Here is a 19,079-nt window from a genome sequence, read left to right as displayed (position 1 = left end):
TTTTTTTCATTTTCCTATCAAAGTAATCTGGTCACCAGACTGCATCTCGATATCATAGACATTGCTCTTAGGTGGTGTGTACCCTTCTAGCTTGGCCTTTTCGGAGATCAATGGCTGCTGGATCTCTGGCGTCTGGTAGAAAGCGTTGGGATTTTCTCCTTTCGCTTTCTTTAGTTTTTTTCCTTCCAAGGACAATGCACTGTATGACCGGACTCTGAGGTTGCCGTCTAGCGTAGCGCGGATTTTGGCCTCCACCAATTGTCCGTCTTTCCATTCCATAGACTCAATCACAAAACCTCCTCTGGCTCTGAGTCCAGTCACTTTGCCCTCAGGCCAGACATCGGGAAGCGCTGGCAGCAAATGGATCGCTCCGTCATGGCTCTGCAACAGCATCTCGGCTAGTCCGGAGGTGAATCCAAAATTGCCATCGATCTGGAATGGCGGGTGAGCGTCTAGCATGTTGGCATAAGTACCTCCCCCCTTTGGAGAGTCGGGTCTGCCTACAAGTTTGATCTGATCGCCCATGAGCTTATAAGCATGGTTGCCATCGAGCAGTCGCGCCCAGAGGTTGATTTTCCAGTTCATCGACCAGCCGGTAGATGGGTCACCTCTGTAGATCAGCACATTCTTGGCTGCCTCGAAAAGCTCTGGATTGCGATAAGGCGATATCTGATTGGAGGGCTGCAGGGCGTAGAGATGCGAGACGTGCCTGTGCTTGTCCTCGGGATCATCCCAGTCCTGGATCCACTCCTGGATTTGCCCATGTTGCCCGATTTGGATCGGTGCAAGCTGCGGCAAGGTCTGCGCTATTTCATCAATCATCTCGGCATCTTCTCCTAGCAACTTGGCCGCTGCGGCAGTTTTGGTCAGGATATCGAAGACCAACTCATTGTCCATGGTAGCACCGTACTGGATATTGACCATATTGGGGAAATGCGCTGGACGGTTTTCGGGCGAAGTGGAGGGTGATATAATCAGCCATCCATGCTCCGGCTCAGGCACCAAGGCACTCAGACAAAACTGTGCCGCCCCCTTCATGGCTGGGTATACTTCTCGCAGATAGGTCAAGTCTCCGCTATACTGGTACTTGTCCCATAGGTGCTGCGACAGCCACACCCCGCCCATTGGCCATACGCCCCAGGTAGCACCATCTACCGGTCCGCAGATACGCCACAGATCTGTATTGTGATGAGTGACCCAGCCGTCAGCGCCGTACATGACCTCAGCGGTCTGCTGGCCTGCTACGGACAGTTCTTTGACCATCTCGATCAACGGCTCGTGCATCTCCGGCAGGTTCGTCACCTCGGCCGGCCAGTAGTTCATTTCTGTATTGATATTGATGGTGTAGGCACTCTTCCACGGTGGGTTGAGCTCGTTGCACCAGATCCCCTGCAGGTTGGCTGGCTGCCCACCAGGCTGTGATGAACTGATCAGCAGGTAACGTCCGTATTGAAAGTACAATGCAGCCAGAGCTGGGTCGTTGACCGTACTAAAGTTTTTGATACGCTCGTCGGTGGGTTTGTCTGCCTCTGCTGTACGTCCCAGGTTCAAATCCACCCGATCAAAAAACTGTTGATAATACTTTGTGTGTGCCGTTTTTAGTTCTTCATAAGTTTTGCCTTCGACAGCCTTGAGATAGCCCACTGCCAGCTCATGCTGATCAGCAGAAACATCCTGATAGTTGACAAAATTGGTGGCAATCGATACATAGACCGTCACGCTGTTGGCATTTCTTACCGTGAGCGAAGTATCGCCTGCAATCAATTCTCCGCCTTCTGGCAAAAACTTCACCCTTGTTTCGAATTTGATTTTTCCTTCGGTACCTGCTGCATCTTCAGGCAGACGATTGCTTTTTCGGTCGTTGTTTCTACCGACCATTTTCAACAGGTCATTGCCTTCTGTGGATATCGTCACCAACTCCGGTTTGGGACGGTCCATGGTAGAAGTGAAGCTAATCTGCCCTGGCTCGCTCGCTGTGAGTCGTACGACCAATACCTGATCGGCAAAAGATGTAAAAACCTCGCGTTGAAAATCTACTCCACCTACTGTATAGCTTGTCCTTTGGATGGCCCGACTGATATCCAGCTCACGATAATAGTCGCTGTAGTTTTCGTGACCGTCAAACTTGAAATACAGGTTGCCAGCGGTCTCGAAAGGCATGCCGTGAGAAGTCTTGGATATCAACTTGTCGTTGGCCAGATGGTGTGCTTCCTTGTACTTACCGTCAAAAAGCAGTTGGCGCATTTCGGGTAAAACATCTCTGGTTTCGGGGTTGTCATTTCGATGTGGCCCTCCTGACCAAAGCGTACCTTCGTTGAGTTGGATATTCTCCTGCTCAGGCACACCGAAAACCATGGCGCCTAAGCGACCATTGCCGATAGGCAGTGCCTCGTTCCAGTTGGGTGCTGGCTCGTCGTACCACAGTTTCAAGTGCTCTCTATCTGACTTCACTTCCATGCTGGATGGAGCACAAGACCCCAATACCAGCAAAAAGACTAGCCCATATACGTACTCAATATTTCTTTTCATAATCCCTTAATCAATCTGCTCGATCAGCACCAAGCTCCATGGAGTCAGCTCCCGATCAATCTCTATATTCCCCTTTTTATCCGCCGTGACAAGTTCCGTCTTTAGGTTCTCTACATACTGCTTCATCACCTTGATCTGCTCACGTGTCGGTGGCTCTGGCTTGTCCATCGATTCCCAGTAGTTGTAGATATTACCGCTTTCCCAATCCAACACTTCTAGTTTGAACTGTGCCCCTGGTTTCAAATCAGTGAGTTTAAATTTCAGTTGTCTACTTTTACCATTTTCGTATTTGTCTATTTTTCGGATACTTGAAGGTACTGCTTTGTAGTGGTCTTCTGGGTAGTTGTAAGCCAGTGATACGATTTTTCCATCGCCAGAATCTCGGCTCACGAAGAGATAGTCATTTTTGTAAAGTTGCTCATCGCCCAGCTGGTGCAACATGCGGTAGGCATGATACGAGGGCTTCACCAGGCCCTGATAGTTGATCATACCAAATCCGCCATGAAAGATGCTTTCTCCACCGCCTTTTTCCTCAAAAATATCGGTGAATGTCCAAAAAGCCAGCGAGTTAGTCAGTCCAATACAATCCAAGTTGACCTTGGCTATGTAAGCTGCTGGAGGCAAGAAGTCATGCATCGCATCGCGGCTATTGGGGCTGGTATTCCACTCTGTGAGGTGGATTTCTGCATCAGGATAGGCACTTTTTTTGATCACCTCATTGAGCCATTCTATATCGTCTTTTGTGGAGTTTACATATCGTGAAAAATCTTTCCCTTTGCCCGTTGTGGGGTTGAATGGGTAATCCGTAGGGTAAGGGTGGGTAGATATAAAATCCATCGGGAGTTTCTCTTCTTCACAAAAGGCTAAGAAATCTTCAATCCAAGAGCCTTTCCACTCTAAGTCGTTGATATTGTCTGCAGTAAAGGTGATCAAATCACCATCTCTACTCTCCACCTCTCCGTCGTACCTGCCATCTGCTACGAAGTTGCTACTCGATGGCCCTCCTACTTTCAAACGCTCGTCTACCGATCGCACAGCAAGTACAGATTGTCTATACAACTCAAAGTACTGTGACTTAGTCCCGTCGAAAAAACCATAGTATAGGTTAGGTTCATTCCATACCTCGAAATACCACGTGAGTACCTCGTCAATACCATAGCGATCCACACAGTGCTGCGTAAAAGCCTGTACCAAATTGTGCCACTCATCGTACTTGGACTCATCGGGTGTGATGTTGGCTTTCCACCAAAACTGCGTCTTGCTGTTTTCGGCTGCTAGAGGGGTAGGAAAAAACGCCAACTCCACAAAAGGTCGTACGTTCAGATCCAGCATACGATCAAACAGATCGTCGATGTACTGCCAGTTGTAGGTGATCTTACCATCCTTCTCGAAGACGGGGAACATATCGTCGTGGAAGATGCCATGGAATCGCACATACTCGAATCCACAGTTCTGCTGTACCATCTCCAGCTGCTCCAGCCATCCGGCACGCAGGCCTTCGTTGGCTCGCCCTGCCCCTACACTCTTGCTCCAAAAGTGTTCGAACTTTTCTCCTTTGGACTTTGCACTTACAGTGACCGGTTTTTGTGCCCAGGTCATGCCAGCTTGCACTAGCACCAATAGTAGTATCAATATTTTTTTCATGTCTTTATCTGCTTTATTCTAATTCAAAATCAGCCTCTATAGCCATTCTACTTAGAGGCTTGGGGTTTTATCATTGCTCGTCCTCAAACACCTGCTCCAACTCGATGTAGTCGATGGCCAGCTGCCCTTCGGAGGGTTTCCAGTTTCGTTTGAATATTCTCACCTGATTGTCACCTGCTTTGAGCTCTACGATACCAAAATCGATCGTGGTGAACGCCGTGGATTGGGGAAACTTAAACTCCCGGTACTGGTGACTATTGATCAGGATGTCGTGGTTGGATTCACCATCAGGCGAAGCGTACCTCACTTTGAAACGGTACTTGGCCGGTTTGGCCACTTGCGCCAGCATGGTCACGTGATCGTAGGGGTTGTCAAAGTTGGTCACATAGCCCTTGCCACTGTAGCCTTTGATCCAGGTATCTACAAAGACATTGTAGAGTTCTCCGCCAGCAGCAAAACCATTCTCCGCCTCCAGGTGTATGGTCGTTTTGGTGCGCTTGGCTTTGCCCAAACCTTCTTTGGAAGGGACTATCGGGATGATGTTTCCTTTCTTGTCGTACTCCAGATAGTCAGCCATCACCGAACGAGTTTCGCTCAATCCCCCAGACAACCAGGCACTGTGATAAAACATGATGTCTTTCCCTTTGTAGGTAACAGTGCCTCCATGATTGGTACCACTTTGCCCTTCGAAATCGTCGATGAATACTCCCTTATAATCATAAGGACCCAACGGCTGATCGGCCACTGCATAAAACATCTTCTCAGGCCATCTGCGTGGGGTCAAGCCCGGATAGGTCAGGTAATACTTGTCCTGATACTTGTGCACCCAAGGCCCTTCGAATACATGTGTCAATTGTGAGGTCAACTCCACGTAGGTCTCTGGTTTGATAGACATCAAGTCCTCATTCAACTCTGCGGCGAAACATTTTCGGTCATGCCCCCAAAACAAGTAAGGTGTCCCTTCGTCGATAAAAATCGCCGGATCCTGACCAAACTCTACCCCCTTGACATAGCCCAGATCGGTGAATGGCCCCTCAGGCACATCGCTTCGCGCCACCCCAGTACGAAACAGCCCAATTCCGGCTTCTTTCATACAGTAGATGATATAGTATTGGCCTCTATAATAAGCAGCGTCCATTGCCCAGGCATGGCTTTCTGCCCAATCGACATTGTCTAAATGCAGGATACGACCATGATCCGTCCAGTTGACCATATCTGTAGTAGAAAAAGCATGGTAGTCGGTCATGCCATAGTGGTTGTTGGACCCGGGCTCGTCGCGTGTGGTATAGACCCACAGGCGCTCATCCTCAGGCCATACATGAGGCGATGGGTCGGCGGTATACAAGTGTGTGAATATGGGGTTTTGTGCTTGAGCTATCCCCATTGAAATCATGGCCATGAAGAAAAAAATATGCTTTCGAATCATGCTAGTTTGATGCTATAGTTTTGGCAACATGTCCTTATCAAGTTAGTTTCTTGATGAAAGTCCATTATCGCCCTCCTTTAAAATTTAAAGCTAGTGACGACCCATGGACGAGGGCATAACTTATGGCTCAAATAGCTACATATATGATCCAAAATAGCACTTATTGCTTTGAGAGCAATTGTTTCACAGAAGAAGACCCAAAGGTTTTGGCTTCACTCACCTAGCACTGGGAAGTTTTATTCATACGCGCAACGATTTTTTTCACCTCTCATAAGAATACTTCGAAGATTCTATTTCATTGTCAACTCCAAGATCTTCTACAGCTCCATTGGTTATTATCTTATTGCGACTCGCTTTTGCATTCAGCTCTACAGGCATATCAGTCGAGTTACGTAGCACTACACCAGAGGTAGGAGTCGAGCCCAGTGGACTAAAACCATTGTTGGCAGGTGGTCGTGTGGTGCCGATTCTGATGGGGTGCGATTGTCCTCTTGTCATATTTCTCCATTTGCTTAGGGTCACCTGATGGTCATAGCCAGAGATGAGTGCTAGGGCATGTACGGTAGTCTGAGATTCAGTGGGCAGAAGAAACATCTCCACATGGGATGGTTGATCTCCATACACGTACAACAAAGGACCATGGGCAACATCACCACGGCTATTTTGGACCGTGACTCCTCCTACATTGTAGCCCACTTCACACCCTATGGTTTCACTATCTTTGATCAACACATCGTCTGTGATCTTCCCAAAAGCAAAACCGATCCGCGTGTTTTTGGCCTTGCAGTTGACTGCTGTCACGGCTCCAGTTTTGATCCCTTTTACTCCACCTTTTCCGTACATTCGAAAGCCACATTCGTTAAGTGACTTGGTGTAGCCTCTTGGGATCAACTTCTCTCCGCTGTAATTAGTGTATACGGATGCGAAGCTATTGTCATAAGCCAATCCAGAAGTTTCGGCGAGCATCGCATCGGTCGTTCGGGTCACACCTTCAGCGTAGCAATTTTCAAAATAGACATTTCGACCGCCCTGCACAAAAAAGCAGTGACCAAAGGCTTTCGAATAAATAGAACTATCTACTATGCTGTCGTTGAGTCCTTCGATACACATCCCGCTATGCTTTTGTAAACGAACGAGTGCTCCTCCACCTTTACCCAACAAATCGCCATAGCCATAAGGTGACGAACCACTGATATTGAGTGTTACCTTCTCTATTTTCACATTCTCTCCTGCTACAGTCATGGAATGACCTCCTTTGAATGTAGGATGATTTCCAATATCTGTGACTGTAAGCCCTTTGATATGAAGATTGTTTCCTCTCACATATAATTCGATGACTCGAGCCTTAAAAATGCTCAAGAGTTCGGTATCCACTTCTATAGTTACTCCTGTCAAATCAAAAGTATTGTCACTACCACTAAAATCGATCATGGCATATCTGCCTACACCATCCGGTTTCGTTTTCTTCACCACTTTGTCGGTCAGGTAATCCTTCATTTGATACACGCCAGGCTGCATACTGACGATATTTCCATCCTGAGCTGCATATTTGGCTAATTCAGTGATAGAATGGACCTTTATTTCTGCTGCCTGTATTGCGCCGTGGCTCAACAGTAATCCAATGATCCAGTAACCTATTTTTCTTTTCATATCTTTCGTTATTCTGCTTTGCCCATGACACTTCGCAATCGCTGTTCTTTGCCCTCACTCCAATAGTCACAATCGAGATTAATAAAAACGGAGGTATACGGAATGGTCATATTGGTTTTTAGAATCAATACCTTATACATCTCCGACGCACGATCCAATTGCTCAATAATCTGTTCGTGCGACATCTCAGCAACTTCACTGCTACCCAATAACCTATCTAAATCCTCTTTGTAACTCCCCACTCCGGGTGCATTCTGATCGGTCACAAAAGCCAACTCTTGATCGAACATAATTTTTGGCCTCACATGAGGACTTAATTCGATTTGCTGCAATACGTAGGTCAAAATTTCTGTTTGGCTTTCCCCTGTTACCAGCGTGGTGATCCCTTTCGAATTTTGTGAAGGATAAGCCGAATCGGCAACCACAATCCAATTGCGATGGCCCAACTCAGCAAGCTGAGTATCAAATGCTGATTTCCAATCGTTTTGACATCCACAAAAAGTGATGATTATCAAGGCCAGCATCAGACCAATTTTCTTTCTTTCTATATTCATCAGCTTTCTAAAATCCGTTGTATTGTTTATCTGATATCTAAAACTGCCTTTTCGCCCGCCTGAATTTTTAGTGGCTTTTCGAATGTCAATTGGGTCTCATCGGTCAAAGAGAAAGAGCTCAATAACACCGACCCATGAGCCACTGACAGCTCTACTGTAGAATCGGACTGTGTACATACGCCCCACGCACTGCCATTGGACCAAAACATACTTCCTTCGAAAGGGGCAAAAGCCATCGACTGATCCACAGCAGAATATTGAAACCCTGATAATGCGACCACTGCCCCCCAACTCGCCATGGCGCGGGCATAATTATGTCCGCATTCTGCCTCATTGAATGGGTTTCGCTTTAGACCATCATAGCGATCTCTGATATTTTTGATATTCAATAGTCCATCTTCGGTTTGCCCTTCGTATAGCATCCCTACAGCCGCAGTGTATTCAAATCCTGTCATGGCTTCTGTGAAATAGGGAAAGGGGTGTTTCGGACGATCGCCCGGATAGCTGGCCATCACGAGGGATTTTTCATCTCCTAGCACAAAGGAACGCATGCTATTAAAATCCGAATTGCTATCGTCTCGATAGTTGTATTTCATGATGCTTTGCAGCGTAGTCTTTACGTTTTGCTCATCGGTAAGGTAGCCGAGTCCACATATGTGTGCGAGATATTGCCCTACCAGTTGATCCACCAGGCATCCCTCGCCTAGCTGGTAATCCGGATTGCCAAGATCCTTGGACTCTAGTCCCTTGAGGAGCGATGGTGCTATGTCATCTCTACTTTCTGGTGCTTCTATCAAATGGATATAATATTCGCCATTGAACAAGTTGTCATCGATCCATTTGCTGCCTTTCTCAAATAGTTTATGACAGGTTTTAGCAAATTTCACATCTCCTGTGTATCTGGCCATTTCTTCCGATGCCCGCAGTGCCCCCAGATACCAAATGCCCATTTGCGGATTGGGACCAAAATACTGCACATCCATCGTATTGTGCTGGCATCCATCCATCACGCCGTCTTTGTCGGCATCCCAGCCTCCATCTATCCAGCAGTATTCCATGGCCTTTTTTACATTGGGCCAGAGTTTGAGCAATAGTTCATCGTCTCCACTCAACTGCCAATCCCGGTACATACGCATGATGCTACCCATTTGACCGTCCGCTGCGGTGCGATCAAAGTAAGTGGCTCTCTCCAATGGCAATCCGACGCGAAAATTCAGCATACCCAAATCATCGGTGGCGTGTCCAAACTCGACCTCTCGCATCGAACGAGACAGTCCGCCAAACAAGAACGCTGTGGCCTGCTCGTAATTCCAAACATGGGTACAAGATCCATGACAAATCCCACCTACATTGCTCGTGCCTTCCCATCCAAAAAATTTGCCGTCTGCTGTTCTAAAACAAGTCTGGGTCCGAAGCGTACTGCTGTTGTACAGGGCGGATTCTTTGACTACATCTGGCAAATCGCTATTCACAAAGGCATTGACGAATTGCAAAGACTTCCCTTCAAGTTCGGGGATTTGAGGAACCACTTTTTCCGCTACGTCCCAGGCGTCAGCATACTGGGTTGCGTAGTAATTCGTCAACCCATTGTCGATACCATCGTCTAGTGGAGACCAGCTCATGCGGTTAGGAAAGTGCCAGGTGAGGTAAAAAGTAACCTCTCTACTGCTATTGGCAGGTACATTGACCTCCACTGCCAGCGAGCCCATAGGCCTATCCTCCTCATTGGGTGAGCGGCCTTCGAGCTGCCCATCGGCGCTAAAATCATCCCAGTAGTCCAGTCGAGCATTGCTCCACTCGTCTTTGCTCCAAGAGGTCCGATAGGTGATCTTTTCGTCTACTGAGGTAGTCAAGGCCATTGTCCCCCAGGCATCATCGCCTTGGTCTACGCCCTCAGAGCGCATGTATATTCCCTGTACTCCGTTGTCCTTGCGGAAATCGTTTTTATTGTCTTTTGCGCCAGTAGCGGTCCAAAAGCCTCTCCCTTTCATTTCCTGATCCGCCCCGTCCATACCTATAAAATTGGGCATGTTGCCTGAAACAGATGCCTTCACGGCTTGATCCGTGGGATTAGTCAACTCATAAGTGAGCACAGCTATGGGTATTCCACTGGCATCAGCGTCTCCAGGGATGTAGGGATTAAATGCTTTTATTCTCACATCCAGAGGCATATCACTGTCCGAAAGCAACACCTGTCCAAAGGGATAGGCTGCCTTGAACGTGCAAGAATCGAAACGAGGGAAACCATGGTTGGGTGTATTGCTCCCGAAAGGGCCTTCGTATAAAGACACGTCCAGGGGTCCTTCGAGCGCCCGAGTGGCACGCTGGCCATCGGCTGTTTGGGTGAATAATGCAAAAAATGGCCCTATGTATCCACGGTGCTCACTGGTAGGTATATAACCAATGGCACCCGTGTTCATAATCGCCCAATCTCTCAGGTCGCCCCGACCTCCCAGTGATACCGTACCCGTCCCGATACCACCGATCGGCATGGCGATTCTGGCGATATGGTCTTGATCGTAGCTAGTCAATACTGGCCAATCTTCGGCAGGCATTCGCACCACTTCTTGGATCACTTTGTGAGTCTTCCCTTCGGTGTCTTTCACAGCCTGTGCCTGTACCTGTACAACTGCCAGAAGACTCAAAATGTACAACCCCAATTTCCTTTGCATGGTTTCTTTCCTTTATTACCTATTCCTTATTCGAAAGACACATCTTTCACAAACTCATTGATCGTGATCTGATCAGCCGTCACCTTTTTGCCATCCAGCACCACATTGTCGAAAACCACCCCTTCGATGGTATGCTCATCGTCAAAACCGATGAGCTGCATACTGGCATGGTCACGGATGATGTAGGGCTTCCAGTCCGTCCCGTCCTGAAATCCCGTGAGGGTCGTATCTATGGGTGCGGAAGTCGCCACGATGTCTTTGAACAAGACGTTGCGCACATTGCCACGCTCCTCGCTCTCGGTCCATCGCGTCTTGCCGATCCAGCCTGAGATCAGCCTGCGGGCTTCCTCCACGCGGATGTTTTGGAAGGTAACATCGCTGATCAATGCATCATCGCAATGGTAAATGCGCAAGGCAGTCTCGCGCCCTACGTCATGGATCACGTCACAGTCTTCGAAAAGGACATTGCTTACATTTTCATGAATCTCCGCGCCTATGCTCAGGGCATGCGCCAGCTCGTTCCATACTACGATCTTTCGGGTATGTATGTCTCTGACCTCTCCCTTGCCGGGAAAAGACTTGACCACTACGGCATCATCCAAGGTGCGCATGAAGCAATTTTCGACCAGCGCGGTACGGCTATTGGAGATATCCACCCCGTCGGAGTTGCCTCTCCAGCCGATGATCTTGACATTGTCGACATGCAGATCGTCCGATGCCTGTAGAGGGATCGTCCAGTGACTAGGGTCGACGATCGTAACACCCTCGATGCTAATTTTTTCAGAATGCTGCGCAAAAATGGTGTATCGTCGTTTCTTTTTGGGGATGGCGGATTGATCGATGATCCCCCGTCCACGAATGGTCATATTCGTGCCCTCCAAAAAGAAAGTAGGCGGTGTCTGGTTCTGACCGATTACCTTCTCCATTTTTGCTTCGTCAGGATCTACCATGGCGCGCAAGTATGCCCCTCCAGCCAGGTAGACGGTCTGGCCATCCTTTACCTCGACGTGGGTTACCTCATGTACGCCCGGGCCATAATAGATCACATTGGGGTCGTCTGGACTCGGTACGTTTTGTTCCATAGGGTTGGCAAAAATGTGCAGAGACTCATGCCAGTCACCATTGAACTCGATCGTCAAATGTTGAGGTTGAGCCACCTCAAAGCTGACCGTATTACCTGCTATAGTCGGTTCGATCCCAAAAGAGCTAGGCAATATTTTTACTGAATCAACAGGTTTGGGATAGGTAACTGTCACCTGTACTGCTTCAGCGCCCATGTCGAAAGAACCAAAGGTGGCAAACCCAAACTTGCTCCTTGAATGATTGAGACGTGGAACGGGGTCTTTGGTGGCGACTTTGGTTTTGAAAATCGGTACTTCCTGCCCCTCCACAGTCACCTGATAGGCTGCGGACAGTTCAACACCTTCGGGCGCGGGGTATACTTTTACTTTTTCTACCTGCTCTACACATGCACTGAGCCATATCGCACATAGCCATAGCAGAAATGCCTTAGCTCCCTGTATCTGAGGACGCCAGGTATCACGCTTCATTTGTTTCTCTATTTTTTTCACCATTGTTTTATTGTTTGGTCTGTTCTTCTCTGATGAGTTTTCCATCCTTCCATTCCTGAACGGATACCTCTACCGCACCGTCCTCACTTTGCAAGTCCGACACCCTGATCTCCTGTACCCGTCCGTCGGTCAGGGTCACGGTGAGTTCGTTTTCGTTTTTGGCCACCACTGACTTGATCATCGATTCATCTTCGTAGGGCTCTACGACTGCCAAATACCTGGCACTCTCGCCTTTGCTCCTCACGATCATGTTTTTGAGCCTTGCGCTCTCGTCCCCCAGAGGATAGTCGCTTCCGATCTTCGCTTCGAACCTGACCACATCCAGTCCCGACAAGTCCACGGTGATTTTACCGGTTACTTGATTGCTTTCGGGCATACCAGGTGTAGAATGCTCTAACAGCTCGCCTTGGATCTTGACCGGCCCACCGTAGTAGTCCAGACCTTCCTTTTCAGGCCTAGTAATGTTTTCGTACCTGACCGGGAGTGTGGTCACAAACCGTTCTGTTCCATCCTTTAAGATCACTTTGGCATTGCCCCAAAAGATTGAATTGTTGTCGTAGCGACCGGGTGTCCGGGTTGTAAGCTCCAACTGCTTTGTCCCAGAGATACCTACAGAGATGGCTTTGCTACCCAATATCCAGGCACCCGTGCTATCGTTGACTACCATTTCACCATCTGCAGACACGGTGTACCACAGCTGCTTGTTGACATGGAAGGCCTCATTGGAAGTACCGATCATGATGTCGGCCTGCTTGGGCCAGGCATTGAAAACATCGATTTTGAGCGGACCATCGACACTGTGTGGAAAACGTACCCCTCTATTGTCACAGTCATCGCCAAAGCACATTTCGAATCTGGTGCGCGAGGTGCCCTCCACACTCCACCAATCACAATCGGTAATGAACTGTGCGCTACCTATCGGGTCGGTATTCCGCTGGTTGGTATGCTCCAAGTAGGTCGTCTTATCGGCTTCTATGCCCTTAAACCCTTTGGCATTGAAAGTCCAGTCAAACGTGTGCTCCTCATCACCGGTCAGGTAATCGACCAGCACCACATAGTCGTCCATGACCAGCATGACCCTGCGCTGCAGGATCGGCTCGGTAAACTGTGTCACCTCACCAAACTCAGGCTGATCCGCTGGCAGTGCGATGCTTCGACCCTCCTCCCACATCTTGTCGGCGAAAGTGCCCTCTCTGGGGATGCCGCCATAGGGTGGCTGGCTCCACTTGGAGACCGTCTCGATTGCAGTCGCCTGCATCATATCACCTGCATAAAATAGTAAACGCTTATTCGGTACCGGCTGCTGCATTTTTTCATCCACGACCACCATATTCTTGTTAATGGAGACTTGCTTCAAAAACTTGTACAGATAGCTACTGTAGCCATACCAATACATGAGCGTACCATAAAAGCTACGCCCGTAGCGGCTCATGTGTACCAAATTGGTACGGTCAAAATGACCGTGATAACCTCCATGCGAACCATAGTGCAAGGCGGCCTGAATTTGCTCTGACTGCTCACGGCCAGCCGTTTGGGAGCGCAGCTGCACTATCCCCATATTGTCTGCATAGGCAGACACTGTCATCTGCTCGGACTCATAATCCGGCAAGTCTGGAACCCCATAGAGCAGGTCTCTCCCCTTGCCACGACGGATGACCGCTGCATACTCAGGATCGCCATATAGATAGTAAGCCAGCTCGTAGGACTTGCCAGACAAGCGACCATCCACGGCATCATTGACCGCCAAGAGCACCCCACGATAATCGGTAAAGGGCAGAGAAGCATCCCACATATCCTTAATACTGACGCTGTTTTTCTCGATTTTGCCCCACTTTTCAAACTCCATGCCCATGATGCCGCCTTGTCTGCGGCTGGATAGTAGCGAAAAGTGTTTGGTCGTACCTATCGGAAACTCTCGATCTTTGAAATTAATACCCCAAGGCTTCAGCGCAAGCGCAATTTCTGAAAACTCTGTAGCCACCCAGGTGTTGTATCCTACGGCACACTCGTACCACCAGCCGTCGCTCATGATGCCATGCTCCAGATGTTTGTAGATACCCGTCGGACCGTCGAGCAGCTGATTGATCAAGTGCCAATCTTGCAAGTTGAGCGCACAGTAGACTGCCGCAGTAAGCTCGGCCACATTCCAGTTGCTGATCGCGCCTTTGGTATTGCCTTTGAGCGTTTGGGTCGCAAACAAGCGAAAGGTAGATTCGATCTGTGCTTTATCTTCTGCGGTGACCTGCGGACTGGTTCTGATCAGGTCGTACATTCGAGCTACCGACTGCCAAAACTTGCCTTCACCTACAAAAGAATTGCTTCCGCCCACTAGAGTAGCAGGATATCCAGTTTGTGGATCGATCAAACGGCGCAAGAGCTTCAGGCATTTGGTCACGTAGGCTTCATTGCCAGTCAGCTGATAAGCGATACCGCAATCGAGCGCTCCATAGGCACTGGTATGAAAGACGGATTTGCCCAAAGGCCTTCCGTCCACGTCTGAAAAATCTGCCGCTTTGGGTACTTGCCACTTGTCGGCCTTTTTCACATATTCATCATAGCCTTCTTTAGCCCAATCGTAAGTTTCTGCTTTGTCTCTGATCCTCTGCCAGCCCTCAGCGGTAAATATGATATTAGGAAAGGGCACACTCACCGCTGTGGTAAACGCCAAGGTGGCTTCTGCTGCACCCTCTCCATTGGCGATGGCTTTTACGATTTGCTTTTCGCGAATGCCGTTGGGCAAATGATCTGGGATATCGACCGTGAGCACGCAGGTCTGCACCTCACCTGGTGCGAGCTGTAGCGTAGCAGGCGCGATAGTCGCGTGCATCGACTCCCAGCCCATGGTTGCTATTCTCAACTGTAGCCCTTGGGGCTGATCGGTGGTATTGCCGACTTGTACTTCGTATTGCACTTGCGTACCCGCATCAGCGGACTTTCCTTGGATATCAGCTTCGAGGTAGGTATTGAGGCCTTTTACGACCTGCACGCGCCGGATTTTGTAAGTATCGTTGGCACCAGCATCTACGGATAGCAAAAGGTGCTTAACGGCAAACAAGGTTGCTTCCTTTTGCCCTGCATCCACATCAAACATGTCCCAGGGGATGTACACCTGATGCCAGCCCTTGCCCGCAAGCTCTATCTGTGCCGTACTCACAGGATTAAGATCACCGTAATCCAGCGAGTCTACCTTGAAAATGGCCGTTGCCTGTATTTTGTCTTCTTTTTTGAGGAAGAGCTGAAAGGATAGCCCGCTGTAAGGCGTCCAATCAGCGGCATCTCCTTTAAACGGTCGACTGATCCCGGGGAAATAAATGCGATCCTGGTCAGAATAGGTGTAGGATATCGTATCTCCTCCTGCTACGACGGCCTCATTCTTTTTGACTTTTGACACGCCAGTCCAATCTGAAAAATCCAGTGAACCTACCTGTTGCTTGGGCTGAGCCTGTACACTCGCTGCGAGCATCAAGATCAATAACACTAAAACCCAAGGCTTGCTTCTTCTTACTAATTCTTTGCGCTCTGTTTTCATTTGATCGTACTTTCTTCTCTTAGCAGTTTTCCGTTTTTGTATTCTTTAGTCGTGACTTTTATGTTAGAGTCATCTCCATCGAGGTTTTCTATGAAGACCTGCTGCACTCTGCCATCTAGTAGTTCTACCTCCAGTTCGTTGGCACTTTTGGCCTTTACCGATTTCACTACAGACTCGTCCTCATACGGCTCGATCACCGACAAGAACCTAGCTTCTTTCCCTTCAGATCTGATAGCTAGCGTTTTTCTTCTGGCCGATTCGTCCCCCAGCGGATAGTCTCCTCCGATTCTGGCTTTGAATGCCACGGCATCTATCCCCGACAAGTCGACGGTGATTTGTGCTGTTTCTTTGTGATTATCAGGCATGGCAGGCGTGGAGTTCTCCATCAGTTGCCCCGAAATTTTGATTGGCCCATCGTAGTAATCCATTCCTTTGGACGAAGGCAAAAGGGTATTTTCGTACTGTAGGTCCAGCGATGACAAATACACTTCTGACCCATCTGACTTGACCAATCGGGCATCTCCCCAAAAGATGCTGTTGTTTCTGATTCGACCTGCTACCTTAGTCGTCAGCACCAGCTGCTTTTTGCCCTCTACATTTACGGACACCTCTTGACTTCCCAAAATCCATGCACCTGTACTATCGTTGAGCAATGTTTCCTCATCCCCCTGCACGGTGTACCATAGTTGCTTGTTCACACCATGGGATTCGGGCACTGTAGCGGTCGCCATTTCATTTTCAAGTGGCCAGGCATTGAACACATCTATTTTCAGTGGACCGTCTTCACTATTGGGTGCCCGGGTGCCCTTGTTGTCACACCCTTCGCCAAAGCACATTTCGAATCTGGTGCGCGCTGTTCCTTCAGTTTGGTACCAATTGACATCTGTAAAAAACTGTGCCGCACCTAGAGGGTCGGTAGACAGCTGATCGTCATGCCTAATAAATTTCTTTTCGGGCGCTTTCAATTCTTTCAGGCCTTTCATCTGAAACAACCAATCAAAAGTGTGCGCTTGATCAGACGCTAGATAATCGGCTAGGACCACATAATCGTCCATCATTACCATCACGCGACGTTGGGTAACGGGCTCCGTAAAATCATTGATCTTGCCGTATTCCGGAGCATTTTCTGGCACATCGATTGAGCGCCCCTCTTCCCAGGTTTTCTCGGCAAAGCTCATCCCTTCTTTGTAGCTATACACTATACCGCCGTAGGGAGGATTGCTCCATCTGGCTCTGGTCTCCACGGCAGTGGCTTGCATCATATCGCCCGTGTGAAAGAGCGTTCTGAAGCTTTCTTTGGGTTCCTGCATTTTCTGATCTACTACCACCATGTTTTTGGTCATCGAGGTTTGCACCAAAAATTTATAGTTGTAGCTGCCGTACCCGTACCAGATCATTTCGGGATTGAAGAAACTGCGACCATAGCGCATCATGCTCAGGAAGCTAGTTCTATCAAAATGACCGTGATACCCGCCATGAGTACCATAATGAAGTACCGCCTGAATCTGATCTCTCTGTGTGCGTCCATCGGCTTGTGAGCGCAATTGAACCACTCCCATGTTGTCGGCATAGGCAGATTGCGTATTTTTCACGGAAGTAACTTGAGGCAATTCAGGCACACCGTACAGCAGATTTCTCTTTTCGTTTTTATTAAGTACTGCGGCATATTCAGGATCTTTGTACAGATAATAAGCCAACTCGTAAGGCTCTCCCGTCACACGGCTTTCTTGCGCATCATTCACGGCAAACATCACCCCGCGGTAATCAAGGAAAGGCACCAATGCATCCCACATATCTTTGATCGAAACACTGTTTTGGTGCATAGTCCCCCATTTGTCGAAATTCATACCGTACAAACCTGGCTGCATTCTTTCTGGTAATAACGAATAATAGGGTGTGGTACCGATGGGTACCTCTGCATCTATAAAATTGATGCCCCAAGGTCGCAGTGCGATACCTATTTCCGAAAACATGGTGGCGCACCATAGATTGTAACCCACCGCGCATTCGTACCACCAACCATCGCTCATGATGCCTTGAGAAAACTGTCTCAAGATACCTGAAGGCGAGTGAAGTGTCCAATCTACTAAGGTCCAATCCTGAATAGCCAAGGCACAATAAAAAGCCCCTGCCAACTCACTCAGGTCCCAGTTGTTGACGCCTCCATCATCATTACCCAACTGTGCCGTTTCGATGTACAACCTGAAGGTTTTTTCGATCAGCTTATGATCTTGCTCGGTCAATAGACCTGATGTTCTAATCATGTCGTAGGTACGCGCGATATCTTGAAATATCCCACCTTCCTTCACAAAATTATTTTGGTTGACACGCAACGTAGTGGGGTATCCCGTTTCTGGGTCTATCAGTTTGCGAAGAAAGTCCACACATTTTTGGGCATATTCTTCTTTGCCCGTCAGTTGATAAGCAATCGCACAATCCATCAATTTTCCTCCTTCATTGCTATGAAAAAGGTATTTGCCCTTTTGCGCATTCATTGAAGGTAATTTATCAGCGATATCGGGCACAACCCATTTACTGGCTTTCTCTTCATACACCTCAAGCTCAGCCTGGGCCCAGCTATAGTTTTCAATTTTATCGCGCACTTTCTGCCAATTGTCTGCGGTGTGAATCATGAAAGGCGACGGTACCGTGACTGCCGTGGTAAATTCCATTGTCGCTAAAGCACTGCCGTCACCATTGGCTATAGCCTCCAATCGTTGCTGCTCTCGCACGCCCGCTGGGAGTGTTGCTGGCAACTGTACCGATACTTCGATTGTCTTTATCTCCATCGGATTCAGGCTTACCACCGATGGGTTCACACTAGCCTGCATCGCTTCCCATCCTACTCTTGGGAAAGTCAGTTGGACCTTTTGCACCTCATTGGTAGTGTTGCCGATTTCTACAGCGTACTGTACGGCATCCCCAGCCTTCGCAGATTTACCTCGAATGGATGCATCCAAATAGATACGCTCCCCTTTGGTCAATACTATACCCTTGATTTTCAAGCTTTGATTCTTGGCAGAAGTAAGTTTGATGGAAAAATCCTTCACGCCTTGCAGCGTACCTCTTTGACCTTCTGCCAAGTCGAACAATTGCCACGGTACATAGACTTTTTGCCAACCCGAGCCATAGAGCTGAATGACGGCACTGCTTTTGGCTTGTAGTTTTCTGGTATTTTTCTCGTCTACCTCAAAGGTCAGCTCTATTTCCGCATTCGATTCTTTCTTCTGATATATATCGAACGATAGCCCCTGATAGATACTCCAATCCGCACCACTATAAAAATCCCTAAATCCTTTGTCTGAGTTTTCACCATCTGGATAGCTAAAATCAATGCGTTTTCCGCTACTTACCATGGCTTCATTGCCTTTGACTTTTTCTATGCCAGACCAACCCGAAAAATCCGAAGACCCTATATGCGCGATAGGCTGTGCCCTTGCCCCTATAGAGATGAGAAAAACAAAAATTAGTAATGCAGTTTGATTTAGTTTCATAATTGTGATG

Annotated in this window: 9 protein-coding genes; all 9 read right to left on the bottom strand. The window is 48.3% G+C overall.

Annotated elements, in window-relative coordinates; translation table 11 throughout:
• Nucleotides 1-6: 6 nt before the first annotated feature.
• The 9 genes from BFP72_RS05580 to BFP72_RS05540 all read right to left on the bottom strand — a co-directional run bounded on the left by BFP72_RS05580 (nucleotide 7) and on the right by BFP72_RS05540 (nucleotide 19,069).
• Complete coding sequence (locus tag BFP72_RS05580; RefSeq protein ID WP_099598201.1) at nucleotides 7-2,529, bottom strand: glycoside hydrolase N-terminal domain-containing protein; 2,523 nt, start codon at nucleotides 2,527-2,529, stop codon at nucleotides 7-9.
• A 6-nt stretch (nucleotides 2,530-2,535) separates the two neighbouring features.
• Complete coding sequence (locus tag BFP72_RS05575) at nucleotides 2,536-4,173, bottom strand: glycoside hydrolase (protein WP_099598200.1); 1,638 nt, start codon at nucleotides 4,171-4,173, stop codon at nucleotides 2,536-2,538.
• A 70-nt stretch (nucleotides 4,174-4,243) separates the two neighbouring features.
• On the bottom strand, nucleotides 4,244-5,572 hold the full coding sequence (locus BFP72_RS05570; protein WP_158233297.1) for a family 43 glycosylhydrolase: 1,329 nt from the start codon (nucleotides 5,570-5,572) through the stop codon (nucleotides 4,244-4,246).
• 288 nt (nucleotides 5,573-5,860) lie between these two features.
• Entirely contained in the window at nucleotides 5,861-7,249 is a 1,389-nt protein-coding gene (locus BFP72_RS05565; RefSeq protein WP_099598198.1) for a hypothetical protein, read from the bottom strand.
• 8 nt (nucleotides 7,250-7,257) lie between these two features.
• On the bottom strand, nucleotides 7,258-7,803 hold the full coding sequence (locus tag BFP72_RS05560; RefSeq protein ID WP_099598197.1) for an RbsD/FucU domain-containing protein: 546 nt from the start codon (nucleotides 7,801-7,803) through the stop codon (nucleotides 7,258-7,260).
• A 26-nt stretch (nucleotides 7,804-7,829) separates the two neighbouring features.
• A complete protein-coding gene (locus BFP72_RS05555; protein WP_099598196.1) occupies nucleotides 7,830-10,475 on the bottom strand; it encodes a GH116 family glycosyl-hydrolase in 2,646 nt (881 codons plus the stop codon).
• Nucleotides 10,476-10,501: 26 nt separating this feature from the next.
• Complete coding sequence (locus tag BFP72_RS05550; protein WP_158233296.1) at nucleotides 10,502-12,049, bottom strand: glycosyl hydrolase family 28 protein; 1,548 nt, start codon at nucleotides 12,047-12,049, stop codon at nucleotides 10,502-10,504.
• A 4-nt stretch (nucleotides 12,050-12,053) separates the two neighbouring features.
• On the bottom strand, nucleotides 12,054-15,575 hold the full coding sequence (locus tag BFP72_RS05545; RefSeq protein ID WP_143519947.1) for a hypothetical protein: 3,522 nt from the start codon (nucleotides 15,573-15,575) through the stop codon (nucleotides 12,054-12,056).
• Entirely contained in the window at nucleotides 15,572-19,069 is a 3,498-nt protein-coding gene (locus tag BFP72_RS05540; RefSeq protein WP_099598193.1) for an alginate lyase family protein, read from the bottom strand. The genes BFP72_RS05545 and BFP72_RS05540 overlap by 4 nt, the downstream gene beginning before the upstream one ends.
• Between the last annotated feature and the right edge of the window lie 10 nt (nucleotides 19,070-19,079).

The organism is Reichenbachiella sp. 5M10, assembly GCF_002742335.1.
Classification (GTDB): Bacteria; Bacteroidota; Bacteroidia; order Cytophagales; family Cyclobacteriaceae; genus Reichenbachiella.
This window is presented reverse-complemented; position numbering and strand designations above follow the sequence as displayed.

Coding starts and splice junctions, on each gene's coding strand:
- BFP72_RS05580 (WP_099598201.1), bottom strand. CDS start 2,529: ATGAAAAGAAATATTGAGTACGTATATGGGCTAGTCTTTTTGCTGGTA.
- BFP72_RS05550 (WP_158233296.1), bottom strand. CDS start 12,049: ATGGTGAAAAAAATAGAGAAACAAATGAAGCGTGATACCTGGCGTCCT.
- BFP72_RS05570 (WP_158233297.1), bottom strand. CDS start 5,572: ATGGCCATGATTTCAATGGGGATAGCTCAAGCACAAAACCCCATATTC.
- BFP72_RS05540 (WP_099598193.1), bottom strand. CDS start 19,069: ATGAAACTAAATCAAACTGCATTACTAATTTTTGTTTTTCTCATCTCT.
- BFP72_RS05545 (WP_143519947.1), bottom strand. CDS start 15,575: ATGAAAACAGAGCGCAAAGAATTAGTAAGAAGAAGCAAGCCTTGGGTT.
- BFP72_RS05555 (WP_099598196.1), bottom strand. CDS start 10,475: ATGCAAAGGAAATTGGGGTTGTACATTTTGAGTCTTCTGGCAGTTGTA.
- BFP72_RS05575 (WP_099598200.1), bottom strand. CDS start 4,173: ATGAAAAAAATATTGATACTACTATTGGTGCTAGTGCAAGCTGGCATG.
- BFP72_RS05565 (WP_099598198.1), bottom strand. CDS start 7,249: ATGAAAAGAAAAATAGGTTACTGGATCATTGGATTACTGTTGAGCCAC.
- BFP72_RS05560 (WP_099598197.1), bottom strand. CDS start 7,803: ATGAATATAGAAAGAAAGAAAATTGGTCTGATGCTGGCCTTGATAATC.